Annotated in this window: 15 protein-coding genes, 1 pseudogene and 1 riboswitch; of the genes and pseudogenes, 13 read left to right on the top strand and 3 right to left on the bottom strand. The window is 68.8% G+C overall.

The genetic code is table 11. The features are described 5' to 3' along the window. From AADI75_RS07055 to AADI75_RS07040, 4 genes and pseudogenes are all read left to right on the top strand, one after another. Positions 1–224, top strand: a pseudogene (locus AADI75_RS07055) (DsbE family thiol:disulfide interchange protein); the annotation flags it as partial. Then, positions 221–613 carry a cytochrome c-type biogenesis protein gene (locus tag AADI75_RS07050; RefSeq protein ID WP_341208336.1) on the top strand — a complete coding sequence of 131 codons (393 nt, stop codon included), beginning with the start codon at positions 221–223 and terminating at the stop codon, positions 611–613. The pseudogene AADI75_RS07055 and the gene AADI75_RS07050, both read left to right, overlap by 4 nt. A 53-nt stretch (positions 614–666) precedes the next feature. Further along, positions 667–1,140, top strand: coding sequence for a DUF1440 domain-containing protein (locus tag AADI75_RS07045; protein WP_341208335.1), 474 nt, complete (start codon positions 667–669; stop codon positions 1,138–1,140). A gap of 44 nt (positions 1,141–1,184) precedes the next feature. Continuing rightward, positions 1,185–1,769 carry a hypothetical protein gene (locus AADI75_RS07040; protein WP_341208334.1) on the top strand — a complete coding sequence of 195 codons (585 nt, stop codon included), beginning with the start codon at positions 1,185–1,187 and terminating at the stop codon, positions 1,767–1,769. A gap of 84 nt (positions 1,770–1,853) precedes the next feature. On the opposite strand, the gene AADI75_RS07035 is transcribed toward AADI75_RS07040, so the two are convergent. After that, complete coding sequence (locus AADI75_RS07035; RefSeq protein WP_341208333.1) at positions 1,854–2,027, bottom strand: hypothetical protein; 174 nt, start codon at positions 2,025–2,027, stop codon at positions 1,854–1,856. Between the two features lie 133 nt (positions 2,028–2,160). Between AADI75_RS07035 and AADI75_RS07030 the strand changes: the two genes are divergently transcribed. The 4 genes from AADI75_RS07030 to AADI75_RS07015 all read left to right on the top strand — a co-directional run bounded on the left by AADI75_RS07030 (position 2,161) and on the right by AADI75_RS07015 (position 10,861). After that, positions 2,161–4,125, top strand: a complete 1,965-nt coding sequence (locus AADI75_RS07030; RefSeq protein ID WP_341208332.1) for a BamA/TamA family outer membrane protein — start codon at positions 2,161–2,163, stop codon at positions 4,123–4,125. Then, positions 4,125–8,240 carry a translocation/assembly module TamB domain-containing protein gene (locus AADI75_RS07025; RefSeq protein ID WP_341208331.1) on the top strand — a complete coding sequence of 1,372 codons (4,116 nt, stop codon included), beginning with the start codon at positions 4,125–4,127 and terminating at the stop codon, positions 8,238–8,240. Before AADI75_RS07030 ends, AADI75_RS07025 begins: the two co-directional genes overlap by 1 nt. Positions 8,241–8,420: 180 nt before the next feature. After that, positions 8,421–10,280, top strand: coding sequence for an SLC13 family permease (locus AADI75_RS07020; protein WP_341208330.1), 1,860 nt, complete (start codon positions 8,421–8,423; stop codon positions 10,278–10,280). Positions 10,281–10,378: 98 nt separating this feature from the next. Next, positions 10,379–10,861, top strand: coding sequence for a DUF4142 domain-containing protein (locus AADI75_RS07015; protein WP_341208329.1), 483 nt, complete (start codon positions 10,379–10,381; stop codon positions 10,859–10,861). 111 nt (positions 10,862–10,972) lie between these two features. Here AADI75_RS07015 and AADI75_RS07010 read toward each other — a convergent pair whose 3' ends face one another. After that, positions 10,973–12,628, bottom strand: coding sequence for an alkaline phosphatase family protein (locus AADI75_RS07010; protein WP_341208328.1), 1,656 nt, complete (start codon positions 12,626–12,628; stop codon positions 10,973–10,975). Positions 12,629–12,717: 89 nt separating this feature from the next. Between AADI75_RS07010 and AADI75_RS07005 the strand changes: the two genes are divergently transcribed. From AADI75_RS07005 to AADI75_RS06985, 5 genes are all read left to right on the top strand, one after another. After that, positions 12,718–14,697 (top strand): thioredoxin family protein, encoded by a 1,980-nt coding sequence (locus AADI75_RS07005; RefSeq protein WP_341208327.1) that lies wholly within the window; start codon positions 12,718–12,720, stop codon positions 14,695–14,697. A gap of 90 nt (positions 14,698–14,787) precedes the next feature. After that, positions 14,788–16,290 (top strand): circularly permuted type 2 ATP-grasp protein, encoded by a 1,503-nt coding sequence (locus AADI75_RS07000; RefSeq protein ID WP_341208326.1) that lies wholly within the window; start codon positions 14,788–14,790, stop codon positions 16,288–16,290. Further along, entirely contained in the window at positions 16,290–17,225 is a 936-nt protein-coding gene (locus AADI75_RS06995; protein ID WP_341208325.1) for an alpha-E domain-containing protein, read from the top strand. The genes AADI75_RS07000 and AADI75_RS06995 overlap by 1 nt, the downstream gene beginning before the upstream one ends. Beyond that, positions 17,225–18,025: a transglutaminase N-terminal domain-containing protein gene (locus tag AADI75_RS06990; protein ID WP_341208324.1), complete on the top strand. Its 801-nt coding sequence runs from the start codon at positions 17,225–17,227 to the stop codon at positions 18,023–18,025. The genes AADI75_RS06995 and AADI75_RS06990 overlap by 1 nt, the downstream gene beginning before the upstream one ends. 28 nt (positions 18,026–18,053) lie before the next feature. Next, positions 18,054–18,159, top strand: a riboswitch (SAM-I-IV-variant riboswitch). A 59-nt stretch (positions 18,160–18,218) separates the two neighbouring features. Next, on the top strand, positions 18,219–19,265 hold the full coding sequence (locus AADI75_RS06985; RefSeq protein ID WP_341208323.1) for a low specificity L-threonine aldolase: 1,047 nt from the start codon (positions 18,219–18,221) through the stop codon (positions 19,263–19,265). A 103-nt stretch (positions 19,266–19,368) separates the two neighbouring features. Here the strand turns inward: AADI75_RS06985 and AADI75_RS06980 are convergent, their stop codons facing one another. Further along, positions 19,369–20,127: an arginyltransferase gene (locus tag AADI75_RS06980; RefSeq protein ID WP_341208322.1), complete on the bottom strand. Its 759-nt coding sequence runs from the start codon at positions 20,125–20,127 to the stop codon at positions 19,369–19,371. Positions 20,128–20,260: the final 133 nt, after the last annotated feature.

The raw sequence follows: 20,260 nt of genomic DNA, 5'->3' as shown, positions 1-20,260 counted from the left end.
AGGACACGCCCGGCGACGTCGCCGCCTTCCTGCGCCGCAACGGCGATCCCTATGCCCGCGTCGGCGCGGATGCGCACAGCCGCGTCCAGCTCGCGCTCGGCTCGTCGGGCGTACCCGAGACGTTCGTGGTCGACGGCCAGGGCGTGATCCGCGCGCAGCACGTCGGCGACATCCGCGCCGAGGACGTGCCCAAACTCCTGCAAGCACTGGCGGACGCAAAATGAGGGCGCTGGCGGCCGTTGCCTTGCTGCTCGCAGCGCCGCTCGCCGCGCAGACCGCGCTCCCGCGGCTCGCCTATACGCAGCTGCGCGACCCCGATCAGGAACGCCAGGCGCGCGCGCTGATGGAGACGCTGCGCTGCGTCGTCTGTCAGGGACAGTCGATCGCCGATTCGGACGCCGACATGGCGGGCGAGATGCGCGCGCTCGTCCGGCAGCGGATCGCGCGCGGGGAGGCGCCGGAGGCGGTGCGTGCGTGGTTGATCGCGCGCTACGGCGATTATGTAAGCTACGCGCCGCCGTTGCGCGCCGCGACGCTGCCGTTGTGGCTGGCGCCGCTGGTGCTGCTCGCGCTCGGTGTGTGGCTGGCGCGGGCGACCTTCCGGCGAAAGTGATGCGTCGCCCCGCGATATCGTGCGTTGAGCGCGCGATATTTCGGGAGATCGTCATGCGTTCGTTGTTCACCACCGCCCTGATCGGCGTCGGCGCGGGACTGGCCGCCTCGTTCGTCATGGACCGTTTCCAGGACGTCGCCGCGCCCGCGTTCGGCATGGACGGCGGCGATGACGATCCCGCCACCGTCAAGGCCGCCGACACGATCAGCGAGGCAGTGGAAGGCCGCCCGGTGACGCAGAAGCATCGCGGGTCCGCGGGATCGGCGCTGCATTATGCGCTGGGGGCGGCGATCGGCGCCGGCTATGCGCTCGCGGTGCGGCAATGGCCGGATCTCGCCAAGGGCTGGGGCGTGCCGACCGGGCTGGCCACGATGCTGCTGCTCGACGATCTGCTCGTCCCCGCCGCCGGCTGGGGGCCGTGGCCGAAGGCGGAGGTGCCGGGCAACGCCTATGGCCTCGCCTCGCACCTTGTTTTCGGGATCACGCTGGAGGGCGCGCGCCGCGCGGGCGAGGCGTTGCCCGCGTGATGCGCACTCGCTAACCCTTGTTCCTTGCCTTGGGGGTGTCGTCCATGTTCTCGCCGATCGTCCGTCCACTCGCCCTGCTGGGTATGGCCTGTGCCCTGCTCGCCGCCGTGCCGGCCCCGGCGGAGTGCACGCGGGAGAAGGTCCGCGTCGACCTGACGCAGCAACGAATGGACGAGCGGGTGCAGGCGCTGGCGCATCTGTCGGGTTGCTTCATGGAGGTCGACACCACGTTGCTGACCGACAAGCAGGCGCGGCGGCTGAAGGGACGGATGATCCCGCGCGACGCGCTCTATCGCTCGTTGCGCGGCAGCGGGCTGGAGGCCGCACGCTACAAGGGTCACTGGCGGATCGACCGTCGCCAGCAGGAGCGGTTCGCGCGGCGCGTCGCAACGCTGCGCGCCACCACCGCCGAACAGCGCGAGCGCGATGCGATCAGCCGGTTGCGTGCGACCGATGTCGGGCACACGCTCCGCCATGTCGAGAAGGCCGTCCCGCGCGAGGTGAACGAGCAGGCCCATCTCAACGTCGCCGACCGTGTGCGCTATGATGAAAAGCTGGACCGCGTCGCGCGCAAGATCGGGACGCCACCTACGCCAATGGCGATGGGCTGGGTCGCGCCGGTCAAATAATTATCCGTCATTGCGAGCGCAGCGAAGCAATCCAGAGCCGGACCAGGACGCCCTGGACTGCTTCGCGACGCTCGCAACGACGATTCACCGTTCCCGCTCCCGCCACCAGATCAACACCGCGAGCGCCACGCCCGCCGCGATCCCGGCAAGGAACCCGATCGAGGGCTGTCCGGCATAGAGGCCGATCGCAGTGCCGCCCAGCGCGCCGATCGCGATGGGGAAGCCGCCGGCGGAGGGGTTGCGCGGGGGAGGAGCCATGCCGCGCGCTGTGCCACGCCCGTGCGCCCAATGCCAGCCGCTGCGACGGGCCGGGGCGATCGCAAGACATGGTTCTGCTATCGTCGTGCATTGGCTCTTCTTCTCGGCAAATCGCTCGGCTAGACCGCGAGGCATGTGGCCGGACGTGGGGCGGCACCGCGTGCTGGGTCACGTCGTGTGCGGCGTGATGATTGTGACGGGTCCGGCGTTCGCGCAGACTGCGCCTTCGCCGCCGCTGGTCGTGCCACCCGCGCCGATGAACGACATCGATCCCAACGACCAGCTCGCGCCTTTGCCCGACATCGGGGTCGACTGGCCCGATCTCGCCACCGCGCCCGGCGAGCCGACCGCGGTGGCCGGCAACGTCGCCGCCAGCTTCCGCTACGGGTGGCGGATCGATGGCCTTGACGGGATCGGCGGCCCGTTGTTGCAACAACGGTTCCGCGAGCTTTCGGTGCTGGCGGGCGCGGAGGGCAAGGAGGCGAACGCCGCGCAGCTCGACCGCCGCGCGCGGCAGGACGCCGATCTGCTCGTCACACTGCTGAAAGGCGACGGTTATTACGACGCCGCGGTCGCGACCCGCGTCGAGCGCGCGAAGGGCCGCCCGGTGGTGGTGCTCGCGGCGACGGCGGGGCCGCTCTATCGCTTCACCGGCGTGACGCTCGCCGGGGTTGAGGCGGCGGGCGCGAAAGAGCCCGCGCTGCGCGACGCCTTCGGGGTGAAAGCCGACGATCCGGTTAATGCCGACGCGATTGCGACCGCCGAAACCAATCTGAAGACCCGCGTCGGCGAGGAGGGCTTCCCCTTTGCGCAGGTCGGCGACCCGCAAGTGGTGGTGGACCGTGCGACGCAGACCGCGACGCTTGCGATAGAGATCGCGCCCGGCACCGCGCGGCGCTTTGGCCGGATCACCGTCAACGCCGACAACAAGGTGTTCGACGCGGCGCACGTGCAGGACATCGCGCGCTTCAGCCCCGGGCAGTCGTACGAGACGTCACAGCTCGACGACCTGCGCCGTGCGCTGGTGCAGACCGGGCTGGTCTCGACCGCCGAGGTGCGCGCGGTGCCCGGTGCCGACCCGGCGGTCGTGGACGTCGCGGTGCGGCTTGAACCCGCGCCGCCGCGCACCGTCGCGGTCGAGTTGGGTTACGGCACCGGCGAAGGCGCGCGTTCCGAGATCAGCTGGACGCACCGCAACCTGTTCCCGCCCGAAGGCGCGGTGACGCTGCGCGGGGTGGCGGGCACGCGCGAACAGCTTGGGCAGATCACCTTCCGCCGCAACAACTTCCACGCGCGCGACCGGGTGCTGACTGCGCAGCTCTCCGCCGCGCATCTGCGCCGCGACGCGTTCGACGCGCAGACGATCTCGCTGTCCGCGGCGCTGGAGCGGCAGACCAATATCTTTTTCCAGAAGACCTGGACGTGGTCGCTGGGGGCCGAACTGGTCGCGACCGACGAGCGCGACGTGATCGCGGCGACGGGCGTGCCGCGGCGGCGCACCTTCCTGATCGGCGCGCTGCCGACCAGCCTCGGCTATGACGGGTCCGACGATCTGCTCAACCCGACGCGCGGCTTTCGCCTGTCGGGGCGCGTCAGCCCCGAGGTATCGTTGCAGGACAGCGTGTTCGGCTACACCCGTGTCCAGCTCGACGCGAGCAAGTACCAGCCGGTCACGTCGGCGGTGGTGCTGGCAGGGCGCGTGCGCGTCGGCACGATCCTCGGCGCGCCGCGCGACCAGATCGCGCCGTCGCGGCGCTTCTATGCCGGCGGCGGCGCGTCGGTGCGCGGCTACAGCTTCCAGTCGATTGGTCCGCGTGACGTCAACAACGATCCGATCGGCGGGCGCAGCCTCGCCGAATTCGCGATCGAGGCGCGGGTGAAGGCGTTCGGCAACTTCGGTGTTGTGCCGTTCCTCGACGGCGGCAACATCTACACCGGCGGGCTGCCCGATTTCAGCGGGCTGCGCTATGGCGCCGGGGTCGGCGTGCGCTATTACAGCAACTTCGGCCCGATCCGCGTCGATGTCGGCACCCCGATCAATCCGCAGCGTGGTGACTCGCGGATCGCGGTCTATGTCTCGCTGGGGCAGGCGTTCTGATGCGGGGCGTCCGAATCCTCGGTTTCGTCCTTGCCGCGTTGCTGGCGCTGGTCGCGGTCGTCGCGGTGGTGATCGATACCGACATCGGGCACCGGATCGTCGCCGATCGCATCAACGCGCTGAAGCCCGACAACGGCCTGCGCTTCCGGCTCGGGCGGATCGATGGCTCGCTGTACCGCGATGCCGAGCTGGTCGATTTCCGGCTCTACGATCCCAAGGGGCTGGTGCTGTCGGTCCCGCGCGCACGGCTCGACTGGTCGCCGTTCGCCTGGCTCCACAACCGCCTCGACATCAGTGCGCTCGACATTCCCGTCGCGACGCTCGCCAAACTGCCCGAGCCGCGCGACACCGGCCGCTCCGGGCCGCTGCTGCCGAAGTTCGATATCGTCATCGGCCGCCTGTCGGTCGCGCGGCTGATCGTCGCGCCAGCCGTCACCGGGCGGGTGCGCGACGGACGCTTGCTGGGGCGCGCAGATATCCGCGACGGTCATGCGGTCGTCGCGCTCGACGCGCTGGTGGCGGGCAGCGACCGCGTCAGGCTCCGGCTCGACTCGCGCCCTGATGCGGGCAAGTTCGATATCGCCGCACGTGCGCAGGGCGCGGCGACCGGCGTACTTGCGCAGCTGACCGGACTGCGGCGGACGATCGCGCTCGACGTCAGCGGTGCGGGCGACTGGCGGCGCTGGCAAGGACAGGCGGTGGCGGTCGCGGGCGGTACGCGGCTAGTCGACCTGACGCTCGGCAACACGGCCGGCCGCTACACCCTCGCCGGCACCGTCGCCCCCGCCAGCGTCACGCGCGGCAAGCTCCAGTCGCTGACCGCACCGCGGGTGCTGGTCAACGGCGCGGGTACGTTCGTCAGCCGCCGCCTCGACGGCATGCTGTCGCTGCACTCGCCGTCGCTGGCCTTGCAGGCGGAGGGGATGGTCGACCTCGCCGACAGCGCGTTCCGCAATCTGCGCGTTACCGGCCGTTTGCTGCGCCCGTCCGCGCTATTTCGCAACATGACCGCGCACGAGCTGCGACTGCGCGCGATTCTCGATGGTAATTTCCGCACTTTCGCCTTCGATTACCGCCTCACAGCGGTCCGGTTCGCGTTCGATAACACCGGCTTCGAGCAGGCGCGCGCCGCCGGACGCGGCCATTGGGGGCCCCGCCCGATCGCGCTGCCGGTCGCCTTCACTGCCGCGCGCGTCACCGGAGTCGGCGATGTCGCGGGCGGTATTCTGCGCAATTTGTCGGTCGCCGGCGTGCTGCGCGTCACCGCCGATACGATCACCGGCGACGGGCTGAAGCTGCGTTCCGACAAGCTGTCGGGCGACATCGGGTTGACGCTCGACCTGCATACCGGGCGATATGACGTGGCGTTGTCGGGCGCGCTCGGACGCTATCTGATCCCCGGGCTCGGCGTGGTCGACGTCCGCTCGCAACTGCGCGTGGTCCCCGGGCCGGACGGGCACGGCACGCGCGTGATCGGGCGCGGCACCGCCAGGATGCTGCGGCTCGACAACGGTTTCTTCCGCAGTCTTGCGGGCGGGCTGCCGCAGATCGAGACGCTGCTAGAGCGAACGCCAGACGGCGTGCTCCATTTCACGCGCCTCATCCTCACCGCGCCGTCGCTGCGGCTGGCGGGCACCGGCTATCGGCGGCGCGACGGCACCTTCGTCTTCGAAGGTGCGGGGGCGCAGAGCAGCTATGGCCCGGTGCAGCTCAAGCTCGACGGCAGGATCGAAAAACCGACGATCGACCTGGTCTTCGCGCGACCCAATGCCGCGCTGGGGCTCAGCAACGTTCGCGCGCATCTCGATCCGACGCCGCAGGGCTTTGCTTTCACCGCCGCGGGCGGATCGCGGCTCGGCCCGTTCGAGGGTGCGGGCGCGATCCTGCTGCCGCCGGGCGGACAGGCGCAGATCGCGGTCGCGCGGCTCGACGTCAGCGGCACGCGCGCGACCGGGACGCTCGACATCGTCGACGGCGGCTTCCGCGGGCGGCTGAGCGTTGCGGGCGGCGGGCTGACCGGCGCGCTTGATTTCGCGCCGGTCGGCGAGGTGCAGCGGATCAGCGGGCGGATCGACGCGCGCAACGCGCGGCTCGGCGGCGCGGCGACGGTGCGGCAGGCGCGCGTCGACTTCAACGTGCTGCTCGAACCCGATGGCGCGCGCGTCAACGCGACCACCAGTGGCGCGGGGCTGCGACGCGGCGCGTTGTCGGTGTCGCGCTTCTCGGGGCAGGCGGCGTTGGCCGGTGACACCGGCGAGGTGCGCGCCTCGATCGCAGGATCGCGCGGAGTCGGCTTCCGTGTCGAAACGGTGACGCAGATCACCGCCGACGGCTATGCGGTGCGCGCATCGGGCACGATCGGGCAGCAGCCGATCCGGCTGGAAACTCCGGCGGTGCTGCGTCGCGACGGCGATCGCTGGACGCTCGCGCCGACGAAGCTGACCTTCGCGGGCGGCAGTGCCGAAGTGTCGGGACGCGTCGGTGCGGGCGAGGCGGCGGTGCGCGCGTCGCTCGTCCGCCTGCCGCTCGGTGTGCTCGACATCGGCTATAGCGGGCTCGGGCTCGGCGGCACCGCCACCGGCTCGCTGGAGCTAAGCGCGCGTGACGGCGCTGCGCCGATCGGGCGCACCAACCTTACGATCCGCGGTCTCACCCGCTCGGGGCTGCTCAGCTCCTCCGCGCCGATCGACATCGGCGTGGCAGGCGTGCTCGGCGCCGACAAGCTGGGCGTGCGGATGGTGATGGCCTCGGGCGGGAAAACGGTCGGCCGCGCGCAGGCGCTGCTCAAGCCGCTGGGCAGCGGCGACCTCGTCGAACGCCTCAGCAAGGCCGGGCTGTTCGCGCAGCTGCGCTATTCCGGCCCCGCCGACACGCTGTGGCGACTGACGCGGATCGAGCTGTTCGACCTGTCCGGCCCGGTCGCGCTGTCCGCCGACGTGACCGGCACCGTCGCCAACCCGCAGATCCGCGGGCTGGTCCGCGCCACCAATGCGCGCATTCAGAGCGCGACGACCGGTACCGTGGTCACCAATATCCAAACGGCCGGGCGCTTCGACGGGTCGCGGCTGCGGATCGAGCGCTTCTCGGGCGACGCAGGCCGCGGCGGACGCGTCACCGGCACCGGCTCCTTCGACTTCGCCGCCACGAACGGCGTCGCTTTCGACCTGCGCATCGACGCCGATCACGCGGTGCTGATCGACCGCGAGGATATCGGCGCGACCGCGACCGGCCCCATCGCCTTCACCTCCGACGGCGTCGGCGGGGTGATCTCGGGCGACGTGCGGCTTGACAGCAGCCGCTACCGGCTGGGGCAGGCGACCGTCACCAGCGCGCTGCCGCAGATCAACGTCCGCGAGATCAACGTGCCCGGCGGCGATCAGGTTGACGACGATGCCGCCGCGCCGTGGCGGCTCGACGTCCATGCCCGCGCGCGCAACGGGCTGATGGTGTCGGGGCTGGGGCTGGCGAGCGAATGGACCACCGATGTGCAGATCGCCGGCTCGCCGACCAATCCCGCGATCACCGGGCGCGCCGATCTTGTCCGCGGCGATTATGAGTTCGCGGGGCGCGAGTTCGAACTATCGCGCGGGATCATCCGCTTCGCCGGCGAAGTTCCCGCCAACCCGGCGCTCGATATCGAGGCGGCGGCGAACACCACCGGGCTCAACGCGACGATCCGCGTTACCGGCGTTGCGCAAAAACCCGAGATCAATTTCGCGAGCACCCCGGCGCTGCCGCAGGACGAATTGCTGTCGCGGCTGTTGTTCGGCACCTCGATCACCAACCTGTCCGCGCCCGAGGCGTTGCAGCTGGCGGCGGCGGTGGCGGCGTTGCAGGGCGGCGGCAACGGGCTCAACCCGATCAACGCGGTACGCCGCGCGGCGGGCCTCGACCGGCTGCGCATCCTCCCCGCCGACCCGCAGACGGGGCAGGGCACGTCGATCGCCGCGGGCAAATATGTGACGCGGCGGCTATATGCGGAGATCATCACCGATGGTGCGGGCTATTCCGCGACGCGCGTCGAGTTCCAGGTGACGCGCTGGCTGTCGCTGCTGTCCTCGATCTCGACGCTCGGGCGGCAGAGCGGCAACGTGCGGGTGTCAAAGGACTATTGAGCGGAGGCTCGAAACAACCGTGCTTCGAGACGCCATCTCGACTTCGCTCAATGGCTCCTCAGCACGAACGGGAGGGTTGAGGCCGCACTGGCACTTACAGGCCACGCCCTAATCCCACCCCCCCCCCGTTCGTCCTGAGGAGAGGCTGAGCTTGTCGAAGCCTCGTCTTGAAGGACAAGCGTGCCCGCCGCCACCGGCAATTCACCCTATCCTGCGGCAACAGGCCGGAACCGCGCCACCCTCGCCACGGTTGAGCGCCAGACGATGACGACGCCACAACTTCTCTCGATCGCGACCCTGATCGGGATGATGGCGCTCTTCATCTGGGGGCGGTTCCGCTACGATGTCGTCGCGATCATCGCGCTGCTTGCCAGCCTCGCGCTCGGCATCGTCGCACCCGCTGATGCCTTCAAGGGCTTTTCCGACGACATTGTCATCATCGTCGCCTCCGCACTCGTCCTGTCGGCGGCGGTGCAGCGTTCCGGCGTAATCGAACGCGTGTTGCGCAAGGTCGCTCGCCGCGTCCGCCGCGTCCGCGGGCAGTTGCTGGTGCTGACCGGCTCGGTCGGCGTCGCCAGCGCTCTGGTCAAGAACATCGGCGCGCTGGCGATGTTGATGCCCGCCGCGATCCAGATGGCGAAGAAAAACAACGCCTCACCGTCGGTGTTCCTGATGCCGATGTCGTTCGCATCGCTGCTCGGCGGGTTGATGACGCTGGTCGGGACCTCACCCAACATCATCGTCAGCCGCTCGCGCGAACAAATGCTCGGGGAGCCGTTCGGGATGTTCGATTATACCCCGGTCGGCCTCGGGCTGCTGATCGTCGGCCTGCTGTATCTCAGCGTCGCCTATCGCCTGATCCCGGCCGACCGTCGCGCCGCGCCGAGCATGGCCGAGGCGCTCGACATTACCGGCTATGTCACAGAGATCATAATTCCCGACGGTTCGCCCGCGGTCGGCGAGACCGTCGCGGCGTTTCTCGACCGCCACGAGCATGAGGTGACGATAACGCGGATGGTGCGCGGCGGACTGCGCAGCCACCCGCTCGCCGACACCGAGCTGCGCGCGGGCGATACGCTGATCCTCGGCGGTGACCCCGACGCACTCGAACGTGCCATCGCAGGCGACCGGCTGACGCTGGAGAGCGAGGAACGCGAGAAGCGGACCGATCGCGGTGAGAGCGAGATCGGCGTGATCGAGGCGGTCATCAATCTCGGCTCGCCGCTCGAAGGACAGACCGCCGGTCGACTCGACCTGCAGGCGCGCTACGGTGTCAATCTGATCGCGATCTCCCGGCGTGACGAGCGGCTGTCGCGGCGGCTCGGCAATATCGCGCTGCGCACTGGCGACGTGGTGGTGCTGCAGGGCACGCTCGACACGCTCCCCGAAAAGCTGCGCGAACTCGGCTGCCTGCCGCTCGCCGAACGCGAGCTGCGACTCGGCACCAGCCGGCGCGGATGGCTGCCGGTCGCGGTGCTCGGCGCGGCGATGTTCGCGACCGCAATGGGCTGGGTGCCGGTCGGCGTCGCCTTCTTCGCGGCGGCGGCGGTGGTCGTCGTCACCGGGCTGCTGCCGGTGCGCGAGGCCTACAATCATATCGAATGGCCGATCCTCGTCATGCTCGGCGCGCTGATCCCGGTGTCGGACTCGCTGCGCACCACCGGCGCGTCGGACGTGATCGCGACCTGGCTGGCGCAGACCGCGACCGTGCTGCCGGCATGGGGGGCGGTGGCGCTGATCCTCGCCGCCGCGATGGCGGTGACGCCGTTCCTCAACAATGCCGCGACCGTGCTGGTGATGGCGCCGATCGCTGCGCAGTTCGCGGGCGATCTCGGCTATCGGCCCGAGGCATTCCTGATGGCGACCGCGGTCGGCGCAGGCAGCGATTTCCTCACTCCGATCGGGCATCAGTGTAACACCTTGGTGCTGGGGCCGGGCGGTTATCGCTTCGGCGATTACGCGCGGCTCGGCGCGCCGCTGTCGGCGCTGGTCTTGCTGGTCGGCACCCCGCTGATCCTGTTCTTCTGGCCGCTGCATTGATCGGCATCACATAGAAATATCGGCATCTTTCCGGGACGTTCGCCGCAGGCAGGGCGTTTGCGACAGCACGTTTCCAGAAGATGTGACGGAGAGAGAAGATGAAGCATTTCCTGCCGGCCGCCGCCCTCGCCATCGTGCTCGCCACCCCTGCCGTCGCGCAGCAGATGACCCCCAACGCCTATGTCGCCGCCGCTGGTGCCGGCGATCTCTACGAGAAAACGTCGAGTCAGCTGGTGCTGCAATCGACCAAGGACCCCAAGGTCCGCTCGTTCGCGCAAGGCATGATCCGCGACCACAGCAAGAGCACCGCGATGGTCAAGAGCGCCGCCGCGCAGGCCGGGCTGAAGCCCAAGCCGCCGGTGATGACGCCCGAGCAGAACGGGATGGTGGCGCAGCTCCGCAAGGAGAGCGGCACCGCGCGCGACCGCACCTACCTGACCCAGCAGCAGACCGCGCACCAGCAGGCGCTGGCGCTGCATCAGGGCTATGCTGCCGATGGCACCGCCGCGCCGCTGAAGACCGCCGCCGGCCAGATCGCGCCGGTTGTCCAGCACCACATCGACATGCTGGCGGGCATGTAAGGTTCTGGAATAAATCGAACGATGTGGCGTCGCCCCGGACCTGATCCGGGGCGACGATTTTCTACCATAACCCGAGTTGAAGAAGCGGGGCTTTCGGTAACGCGCCAGGGCCTATTTCGGGCAGCTATCCCCGGCACCCGCATCCAGATCGAGGCAGCGCCCGTCCAGCCCCGACACCGGCAGCCCGATCGTTGCCGCCAGCGTCGGCGCGATGTCGACCGTCTCTACCGATAGCGGCTGCTCGAACGCGACCATCCCCTTTCGCCAGAACAGGATCGGCACGCGGCGATCATAATCCCACGGGCTGCCGTGCGTCTCGACATAGAAGGGCCCCGGCGCGACGATCGTCGTCACGCGGGGCTTGAGCAGCACCATCAGGTCGCCTGACCGCTCCGCATCATAGGAGGCGCGCGCACGCTCGATCAGCGTCCACGCCTCCGGCGGCGTTTTGGCGAACGGCGTCGCCGCGATCTCGTCGCGGGTAAAGGCAGCGGCGACTTGCGGCATCGCCAGGTAGCGACGCTTTGCCTCCGCCAGCACCTGCGCACGCCGCGCCTTCGGCACGCTGTCCGCGATATAGACGTCGCTCTCCGGCCCGATCAGCACGTCGCCTGCAATGCCCAACTCGCGCCCGATCGCCGCGCCGACCAGCTTGGCGGCGTTGCTGGCGGAAGCATGTTCCTCCATCGGCATCGCGCGCTGCTGCTGGCGCTCGGTCATGTCGTGCGCGCCGTGATCGGCGGTCAGCATCACCTCGTAATCTAGCCCCCATTCGTCGAGCTGCGCGAGGAAGGCGCCGATCGTCTGGTCGAGCTGCGCCATCTGGATGCACATCTCCGACCCCTGCGTGCCCAGCGCATGGCCGATATAGTCGGTTGCCGACGCGCCGATCGCGATCAGATCCGTGCCCGCGCCCTGGCCGAGCTTCATGTCCTGGATCATTCCCGCCGCCAGCGCGAACACTGCGCCGTCAAGCGCGGGCGAGGCGCGGAACGACTTCGCATCGCCGCCCGCGCGCTGGAACTGCCCCGCGCCGATCGTCTGCCCGGCGACGGTGATCGGTTGTGCCAGTCCCTTGCAATAGCCGGGCAGCGGCAAGGCCGCCTGCGGCGCCGCGAACAGCTTGCCGACCGCGTCGTTGGCGCGCGTGACCACCGCGGGCACCGGCGCATTGCTGCGCGAGGGGAGGGTGACGAAATGATCGGTTGCCCAGAACCAGACCTGATCGGTGTTGTGCCCGCCCATCATGATCGCCGCGCGGTCCTTGCCCGCCACCGACACGACGCGGGTGCGCGGATCGGCGCGCTTCATCATGTCGCCCAGCGTGTCGACGCGCAGGTGCAGGTCGGACGGCTGATATTTCTCATGGTCCGATCCCGGCGCGCGCTCGTCCTCTGCGCAATAGACGATCTTGTCGGGGCGCCCGGCGCGTTGGTCGATCCAGTTGTTGGCGATGATCCCGGTCCGCGCGGGGCGCATCCCTGTCAGGATCGTCGAATGGCCGGGGCAGGTCTCGGTCGCGGCATGGCTCTGATAGCCGGAAGGAAAGACCACGCCCTGCTGCAACCGCGCGAGCCCGTCGGTGTAGCGGTTGCGATATTGCGCGAACAGATCGGCGGAGAATTGGTCGACCGAGATCGCGACGATCAGCTTGGGCTTGCCTTGCGGCGTCGCGGCGGTCGCGGGCGCGGTCGCCCGCGCTTGTGCAACGGCGGGAAACACCAGCGCGGCGGTGGTCAGCAAAGCGGCGGCGAGCAGCGATTTCATCGGGCAACCTTGATGCAACGGGGGAGCGAAGCGGCTATGATCTCGCTCCGATGATCAGGCAAGCAATGCGCGCGGCGCTTTTCACTCTGATGACAGCTGTCTCGCTGCTCGCCCCCACGGCCGGTGCGCAGACGCGGCATGTCGCGATGACGCTGCTGGCCGAGAGCGACCGGCCTGCGCCGGGCAGCACCGTCGCGCTCGCGATTCATGCGGTGCCGGATGCGGGCTGGCACGGCTATTGGCTCAACCCCGGCGACGCTGGGGTCGCAACGCGGGCGACCTGGACGCTGCCCGCCGGCGCGATCGCTGGGGCGCTCGCCTATCCGCCGCCGGGCCGGCTGGTGATCGCCGGACTGATGAATCACGTTTACGAACGCCCGTGGACGATGCTGACGACGCTGACGGTGCCCAGGGAACTGGTCGCCGGCACTGCGCTGCCGGTGCGGGTCAAGCTCGACTATCTCGTCTGCACCGAGACGATCTGCGTCCCCGAAACGCAGGAATTGCGGACGCACCTGACGGTCGGCAATGGCGTGGTGACGCCTGAGCGGCGCGCGCAATTCGACGCATGGCGCCGCGCCCTCCCGCGCCCGCTCGGCAGCACCGCGACGTGGCAGGTCGACGCCGGCCGCTTCCGCCTGTCGGTGCCCTATCCCGCCGACGCGCCGCTCGGCCAGGCATGGTTCTATCCCGCGCGCAGCGGCGCGACGGATTACCCTGCCCAACAAACCGTCACTCGCGATGGCGAGCGGCTGGTGATCGAAACCAAGGCCGCGGCCACCCCGGAACGCGGCGCGCTGGACGGCGTGCTCACGCTCGGCGACGGCACCGCGCTGGCGCTGGTCGCACAGCCTGGCACCGTCGCGCCCTTCGCTGCGTCGCAGTCGCTAGACTGGGGCGTCGCGCTGGCGGCGTTCGGCGGCGCGCTGCTCGGCGGGCTGCTGCTTAACATCATGCCGTGCGTCTTCCCGATCCTCAGCCTCAAGGCGCTCGGGCTCGCGCGTTCCGGCGAAAGCGAGCGCCATGCGCGCATCGAGGCGCTCGCCTATACCGCTGGCGTGGTGCTGGTGTGCCTCGCGCTCGGCGCGACCTTGCTGGTGCTCCGCGCTGGAGGGGCGAGTGCGGGTTGGGCGTTCCAGTTGCAAGACCCGCGCGTCGTCGGCGTGCTGCTGCTGCTCGTCGTCGCCATCGCGCTCAACCTTTCCGGGCTGTTCGAGCTGCCGACTCCGCAATTTGCCGGACGCAGCGGCGCGAGCGGGGCGTTCATGACCGGTGCGCTCGCCGCCTTCGTCGCGACGCCGTGTACCGGCCCGTTCATGGGCGCGGCGCTCGGCGCGGCGCTGGTGCTGCCGCCGGTTGCGGCGCTGCTGGTGTTTGCGGGGCTGGGGCTCGGCATTGCCTTGCCGTTCCTGTTGATCGGCTTCGTGCCCGCGCTGCGGCGGCGACTGCCGAAACCCGGGATGTGGATGGTGCGGTTGCGTCACATTCTGTCGGTGCCGATGTTCGCGACCGCACTCGCGCTTGCCTGGGTGCTCGGGCGACAGGCGGGGGTCGATGGGATGACCGTCGCGCTCGCCGCCGCGCTGCTTGCCGGGCTCGGGCTGTGGTGGAGCGGAAGGCGGCAAATGAAGGGAGGCCGGCTGGTTTGGGCACCCGCGTTTGCGGCCCTGCTGCTGGGTGGCGTCGCGCTCGCCACGCTTCGTGCCCAGCCGGCGGGGGCAGTGGTCGCCGGCGTCGCCGGAGCCGAGCCGTTCACCGAGGCACGGCTTGCGGCGTTGCGCGCCGAGGGGCGGCCGGTTTTCGCCTATTTCACCGCCGACTGGTGCCTGACGTGCAAGGTCAACGAGAAAGCCGCGATCGAGACGCGGGGCGTGGCCGACGCTTTCCGGCGCAACAAGGTCGCAGTGCTGGTCGGCGACTGGACCGATGGCGACCCGGTGCTCGGCCGGTTCATCGCGCAGCATAATCGCGCGGGCGTGCCGCTCTACCTTTTCTACCCGCGCGGCACCGGCGATCCGCGCGTGCTTCCGCAGGTGCTCACCCCGGCCATGCTCACATCGTTGCGCTGAGAGACTGCTGCACCGCAATGAAGTGTTGCGCGCGCCATTGATCTCGCTCAGCATGCGACGAATCCGATCGTCGGGCGTTGCAGGGGACAAATGGGGACAGCGGCGTTCGACGAGATCATGGGGGCAAGCAGCGTCGACGGCGCTCGCCCCGAATTGCGGGAATTGTGTCGCTGGCTGGCCGACACGCCCGACGGCGAGTTGCGCCGCCGCCAGCAATCCGCCGAGACGACCTTTCGCCAGCTCGGCATCACCTTCGCTGTTTATGGGGAGAGCGAGGCGGGTGAGCGGATCATCCCGTTCGACATCGTGCCGCGCGTCTTCCTTGCCGACGAATGGGCGCGACTGTCCGAGGGTTTGATCCAGCGGGTCCAGGCGATCAATGCCTTTCTCGTCGACATCTATGGCGAGCAGAAGATCCTGCGTGACGGCGTGCTGCCCGCCGACCTGATCCTCGGCAATACGCAGTTCCGCCCGGAAGTCGCGGGCATCCGCCCGCCCCACGACGTCTGGGCGCACATCTGCGGGATCGACCTCGTCCGCACCGGCCCGGACGATTTCTTCGTGCTGGAGGACAATGCCCGCACGCCCTCGGGCGTCAGCTATATGCTGGAAAACCGCGAGGCGATGGTGCGGCTCTGTCCCGAGCTGTTCGCCAAGTTTCGTGTCGCGGCGGTCGACAGCTATCCCGATCGTTTGCTGGAAACGATGCGTTCGGTTGCGCCACGCGGCTGTGGAGGCAGGCCGACCTGCGTCGTTTTGACGCCCGGCCACTACAATTCGGCCTATTACGAACACAGCTTTCTCGCCGATTCGATGGGCGTCGAGCTGGTCGAGGCGGCCGACCTCGTCGTTGATGACGACATCGTCTACATGCGCACGATCGACGGGCGCGTGCGCGTCGACGTCATCTATCGCCGTGTCGACGACGATTATCTCGATCCACTCGTCTTCCGCCCCGATTCGATGCTCGGCGTCCCCGGTCTGATCGCGGCCTATGCCGCGGGGAATGTCGCGATCCTCAACGCGCCGGGCAACGGCATCGCCGACGACAAGGCGATCTACAGCTACATGCCGGAGATCGTGAAATATTACTCGGGCAGCGACGCCCGGCTGCCCAACGTCGAAACCTATCGCTGCCGCGAACCGCAGGCGCTCAAGTACGTGCTCGACCATCTCAGCGAGCTGGTGGTCAAGCTGGTCGACGGCTCGGGCGGCTACGGGATGCTCGTCGGCCCCACCGCCTCATCGGCGGAGATCGAGCGGTTCCGCGCGGCGCTGATCGCCGAGCCCGAACGCTATATCGCACAGCCGACGCTGGCGCTGTCGACCGTCCCGACCTTGGTCGAACAGGGCGTCGCGCCGCGCCACGTCGACTTCCGACCCTTCGTGCTGACTGGCGCAAAGGGGGTGCAGGTCGTTCCCGGCGGGCTGACCCGGGTCGCGCTGCGGGAGGGCTCGCTGGTCGTGAATTCGTCGCAGGGCGGCGGAACCAAGGACAGTTTCGTGCTGATGGACGAGCCACTCGGCATGACCCAGACGATGTCGGGCGCGGGGGGCACCATGACGCAGACCCTCGGGCACGGGCAGCGCTGATGCTCAGCCGCACCGCCGCCTCGCTCTACTGGCTCGGCCGTTATGTCGAGCGTGCTGATTTTCTCGCGCGGCTGATCGAGGCGACGTTGCGCCTCGACGTCCTCTCCCCGCGCTCGGCGGGCGAGGACGCGTGGCGCACCGCGCTCGCAGTCAGCGAGACGGCCGACGCCTTCGCCGCGGGCGGCCATGCGCTGACCCGCGAGGAGGTCGCGCACTTCCTGCTCGACAGCAGCGCGCACCGTGGGTCGATCCTGCGCTGCCTCGCGATGGCCCGCGACAATGCCCGCGCGGTGCGCACCGCGCTCAGCCGTGAGGCGTGGCAGGCGATCAACGGTGCCTGGCTAATCTTCGACCAGCGGATGACCCGGCTCGACCCGACCGCGACGCTCAACGTGGTCGACGCGGTGAAGGCCGAGACGCGCGGCTTCGAGGGCGCGGTGCACCGGATGCTTCGCAACCAGACGACCTCTTTCATCCGGCTGGGTCAGGCTGTCGAGCGCACCGACAACACCGCACGGCTGCTCGACGTCAAATATCATATCCTGCTGCCGGAGGGCGAGCGCGTCGGCGGCACGGTCGATCGCGACCAATGGACGACGATCCTCCAGACCGTCTCGGCCGTCACCGCCTATCGCTGGCTGTATAATGACGGGCTCAACCCGACCAACGTCATCGACTTGCTGCTCAGTCGCGCCGAACTGCCGCGCAGCCTCGCCGCTTCGATCGAGGAAACTGTTGCCGCCCTCACCGCCCTCGCGCGAGCTAGCGGTACCCAAAGCGAGGCCGACCGGATGGCACGCACCCGCCAGGCACGCGTCGCGCGCACGCGCACCGGTGACGTGATCGCCGCCGGGCTCCACCAGCATCTTCAGGCCCTGATCGTCGAGAATGCGCAATTGCACGATGCGATCGGCCGGCAGTTCAAGTTTCACTGATGCGCCTGACCATCGATCATCGCACCACCTATCGTTTTACCGCGCCACAAGGGCGCGTCGTGCAGTTGCTGCGGATGACCCCGCGCAACACGCACGACCAGACGGTCGCGGCGTGGGACATCAACATCGATTGCGATGCACGGCTGCGCGAACATCGCGACGGCTTCGGCAACATCACCACGATGCTCTATGCCGAGGGACCGCTGTCGGGGATCGAGATCAGCGTCTCGGGCGAAGTGGTGACCAGTTCGTCCAGCGGCGTGCTCCACGGCACGTTCGAGCCGCTGCCCGCCGCGCTGTACCTGCGCAGCACGCCGGCAACGCACGCCGAGCCCGCGCTCGCCGGCTTCGCGCAGGCCGAGGTCGAGGGGCGCGCCCCGATCGCCGCACTCCATGCGCTCAACAAAGCGCTGCACCGGCGCTTCGAGATCGTCGATGGACGGCCCGAGCCAGGGCTTACTGTCACCGCGGCTTTCGCGCGCGAAACGGCCACGGCGCGCGATCTGGCGCAGATGTTCGTCGCCGCCGCGCGCGCCGCCGCTTTCCCGGCTCGTTACGTCACCGGTTACTGCGACATATTGGCCGGTGGCCGCGCGACGCCGCACGGCTGGGCAGAGGCGTGGGTCGAAGGGCTCGGCTGGGTGGGTTTCGACCCGACCCTCGGGTCCTCGCCGGAGGCGCATCACGTTCGTGTCGCGGTCGCGCTCGACGCGGCGGGCTGCTCGCCGGTCGCGGGGTCGCGACTGGGCGAGGGCCGCGAGTGCCTTGACGTCGAGGTGCAGGTCAGCGGGCAGGATTGACCGAACCACTACGATCGTATACGCAGTGCGCCAACATCAAGAGTCGACGTAGTTCGACGCCAACCTGCTCCCGAGCAAGGTGGCGCTCCCGGCAACGGGGGGATGTGGCCGGACCGGCAACCAACGGGACCTTTCGCCACATTACGTCGTCGAGCTCTGATGCCCGAAGTGAGCAACAGGATGCGTGACCGTAATGACCGAGCCCCAGCAATTCGCCAGCGACAATTATGCCGGAGCGTGCCCGGAAGCGCTGGAGGCGATGCTTGCCGCCAATGCGGGTTCGGCGGTTGCTTATGGCGATGACGGCTGGACGCAGCGCGCGTCCGACAGTTTCCGTGCATTGTTCGAAATCGATGCGGAAGTTTTTTTCGTTTTCAACGGCACCGCCGCCAATTCGCTCGCGCTCGCCTCGCTGTGCCAGAGCTATCACAGTGTTATCTGCTCGTCGGCGGCGCATGTCGAAACCGATGAATGCGGTGCGCCCGAGTTCTTCTCGAACGGCTCCAAGCTGCTGCTCGCACCCTCCGCGGACGGCAAGCTGACCCCCGAGGCGATCCGCACGCTCGCCAGCAGCCGCTCCGACATTCATTTCCCTAAGCCGCGCGTCGTCACCATCACTCAGCCCACTGAAACCGGGCAGGTCTATTCGGTCGCGGAGGTGCGTGCGATTGCGGACGTATGCCGCGAGCTGGGGCTCAAGCTGCATATGGATGGCGCGCGCTTCGCGCATGCCTGTGCCACGCTGGGCTGCACGCCCGCGGCGATCACCTGGGAGGCGGGGGTCGACGTTCTGTGCTTCGGCGGCACCAAGAACGGGTTGATGATCGGCGAGGCGGTGATCTTCTTCGATCGCGCGCTTGCCGAGGATTTCGACTATCGCTGCAAACAGGCCGGGCAGCTTGCCTCGAAGATGCGTTTTCTATCAGCGCCGTGGATCGGGCTGATCGAAAGCGGCGCGTGGCTGCGCAACGCCGAGCACGGCAACGCCTGCGCTGAACGGCTCGCGGCGCGAGTGGCGGATCTGCCGGCGGTGCGACTGCTGTTCCCGGTGCAGGCCAATGCGGTGTTCCTGATCGCCCCCGATGCGGTGCTCGACGATCTCCGCGTGCGCGGCTGGCGCTTCTATACCTTCATCGGCGGCGGCGCGCGCTTCATGTTCGCATGGGACGCCGACCCGGCGAGAGTCGACGAACTCGCCGCCGACATCCGCGCCGCGTGCGAGGTGCGGGCGCTGGCGTAATCCGTCATTGTGAGCGTAGCGAAGCCATCCAGAGCCGAAGCAAGATGCCCTGGATTCCTTCGCTATGGCCGCAATGACGACCCGTGATCCGCGAGGACGGCCATCAAACGGCCACCGGCTCTGCCGCATCCTCCGGCATCAGCACCCAGCCGTGCGTGCCGAGCATCTCGATCGGGCGATAGCGCGTTTTGTACGCCATCCGCTGCGATCCCTTCACCCAGTAGCCCAGATACACATAGGGCAGCCCCGCTTCGCGCGCGCGCGCGATATGGTCGAGGATGATGTAATTGCCGAGCGCCGGTCGTGCGTCCTGATCGGTGTCGAAGAAACTGTAGACCATCGACAGCCCGTCCGCCTGCCGGTCGGTCAGGCAACAGCCGACCAGCTTGCCCGGCCGCGCGCCGTCCGAGGGTTCGCGATATTCGACCACGACCGAATTGACCGGCGAATGCTCGATCATGTCGGCAAAGTCACCTTCGTCCATCGCCGCCATCCCGCCACCGGGATGCCGCGCCGACAGATATCGGCGCATCAGCGTATATTGCTCGTCGGTCGCCCACGGCCGGCATGCCGAGACATCGAGATCGTTGTGACGCCGCATCAGCTTGCGCTGCGTGGCGTTCGGCTCGAACTCGCGCGTGCGCACCCGCACTGAAACGCAGGCGGCGCAGCCCGCACAGCTGGGACGATAGGCGACAGACTGGCTGCGGCGAAAGCCGATCCGGCCGAGCGCATCGTTCAGTTCGCCGGCCTCGGGACCGGACAATTCGGTGAACACCTTCCGCTCTTGCCGGCCGGGCAGATATGGGCACGGCTGCGGGCTGGTGACGAAGAAGCGCGGGAAGCGGAACGGTGCCGTCATGCGTGCCGACCCTCCCTTTCGCTGCGCATATCACGATCCACCTTCGCCGCGGCGCGCGTCTGCGCCAAGGCCTTCATATGCGACGTCGCCCATCCGGTGAAAAGGCGCTTTACCATGAAAGCGGTGGATCGTT

The sequence above is a fragment of the uncultured Sphingomonas sp. genome, assembly GCF_964021865.1.
GTDB lineage: Bacteria > Pseudomonadota > Alphaproteobacteria > Sphingomonadales > Sphingomonadaceae > Sphingomonas.
This window is presented reverse-complemented; position numbering and strand designations above follow the sequence as displayed.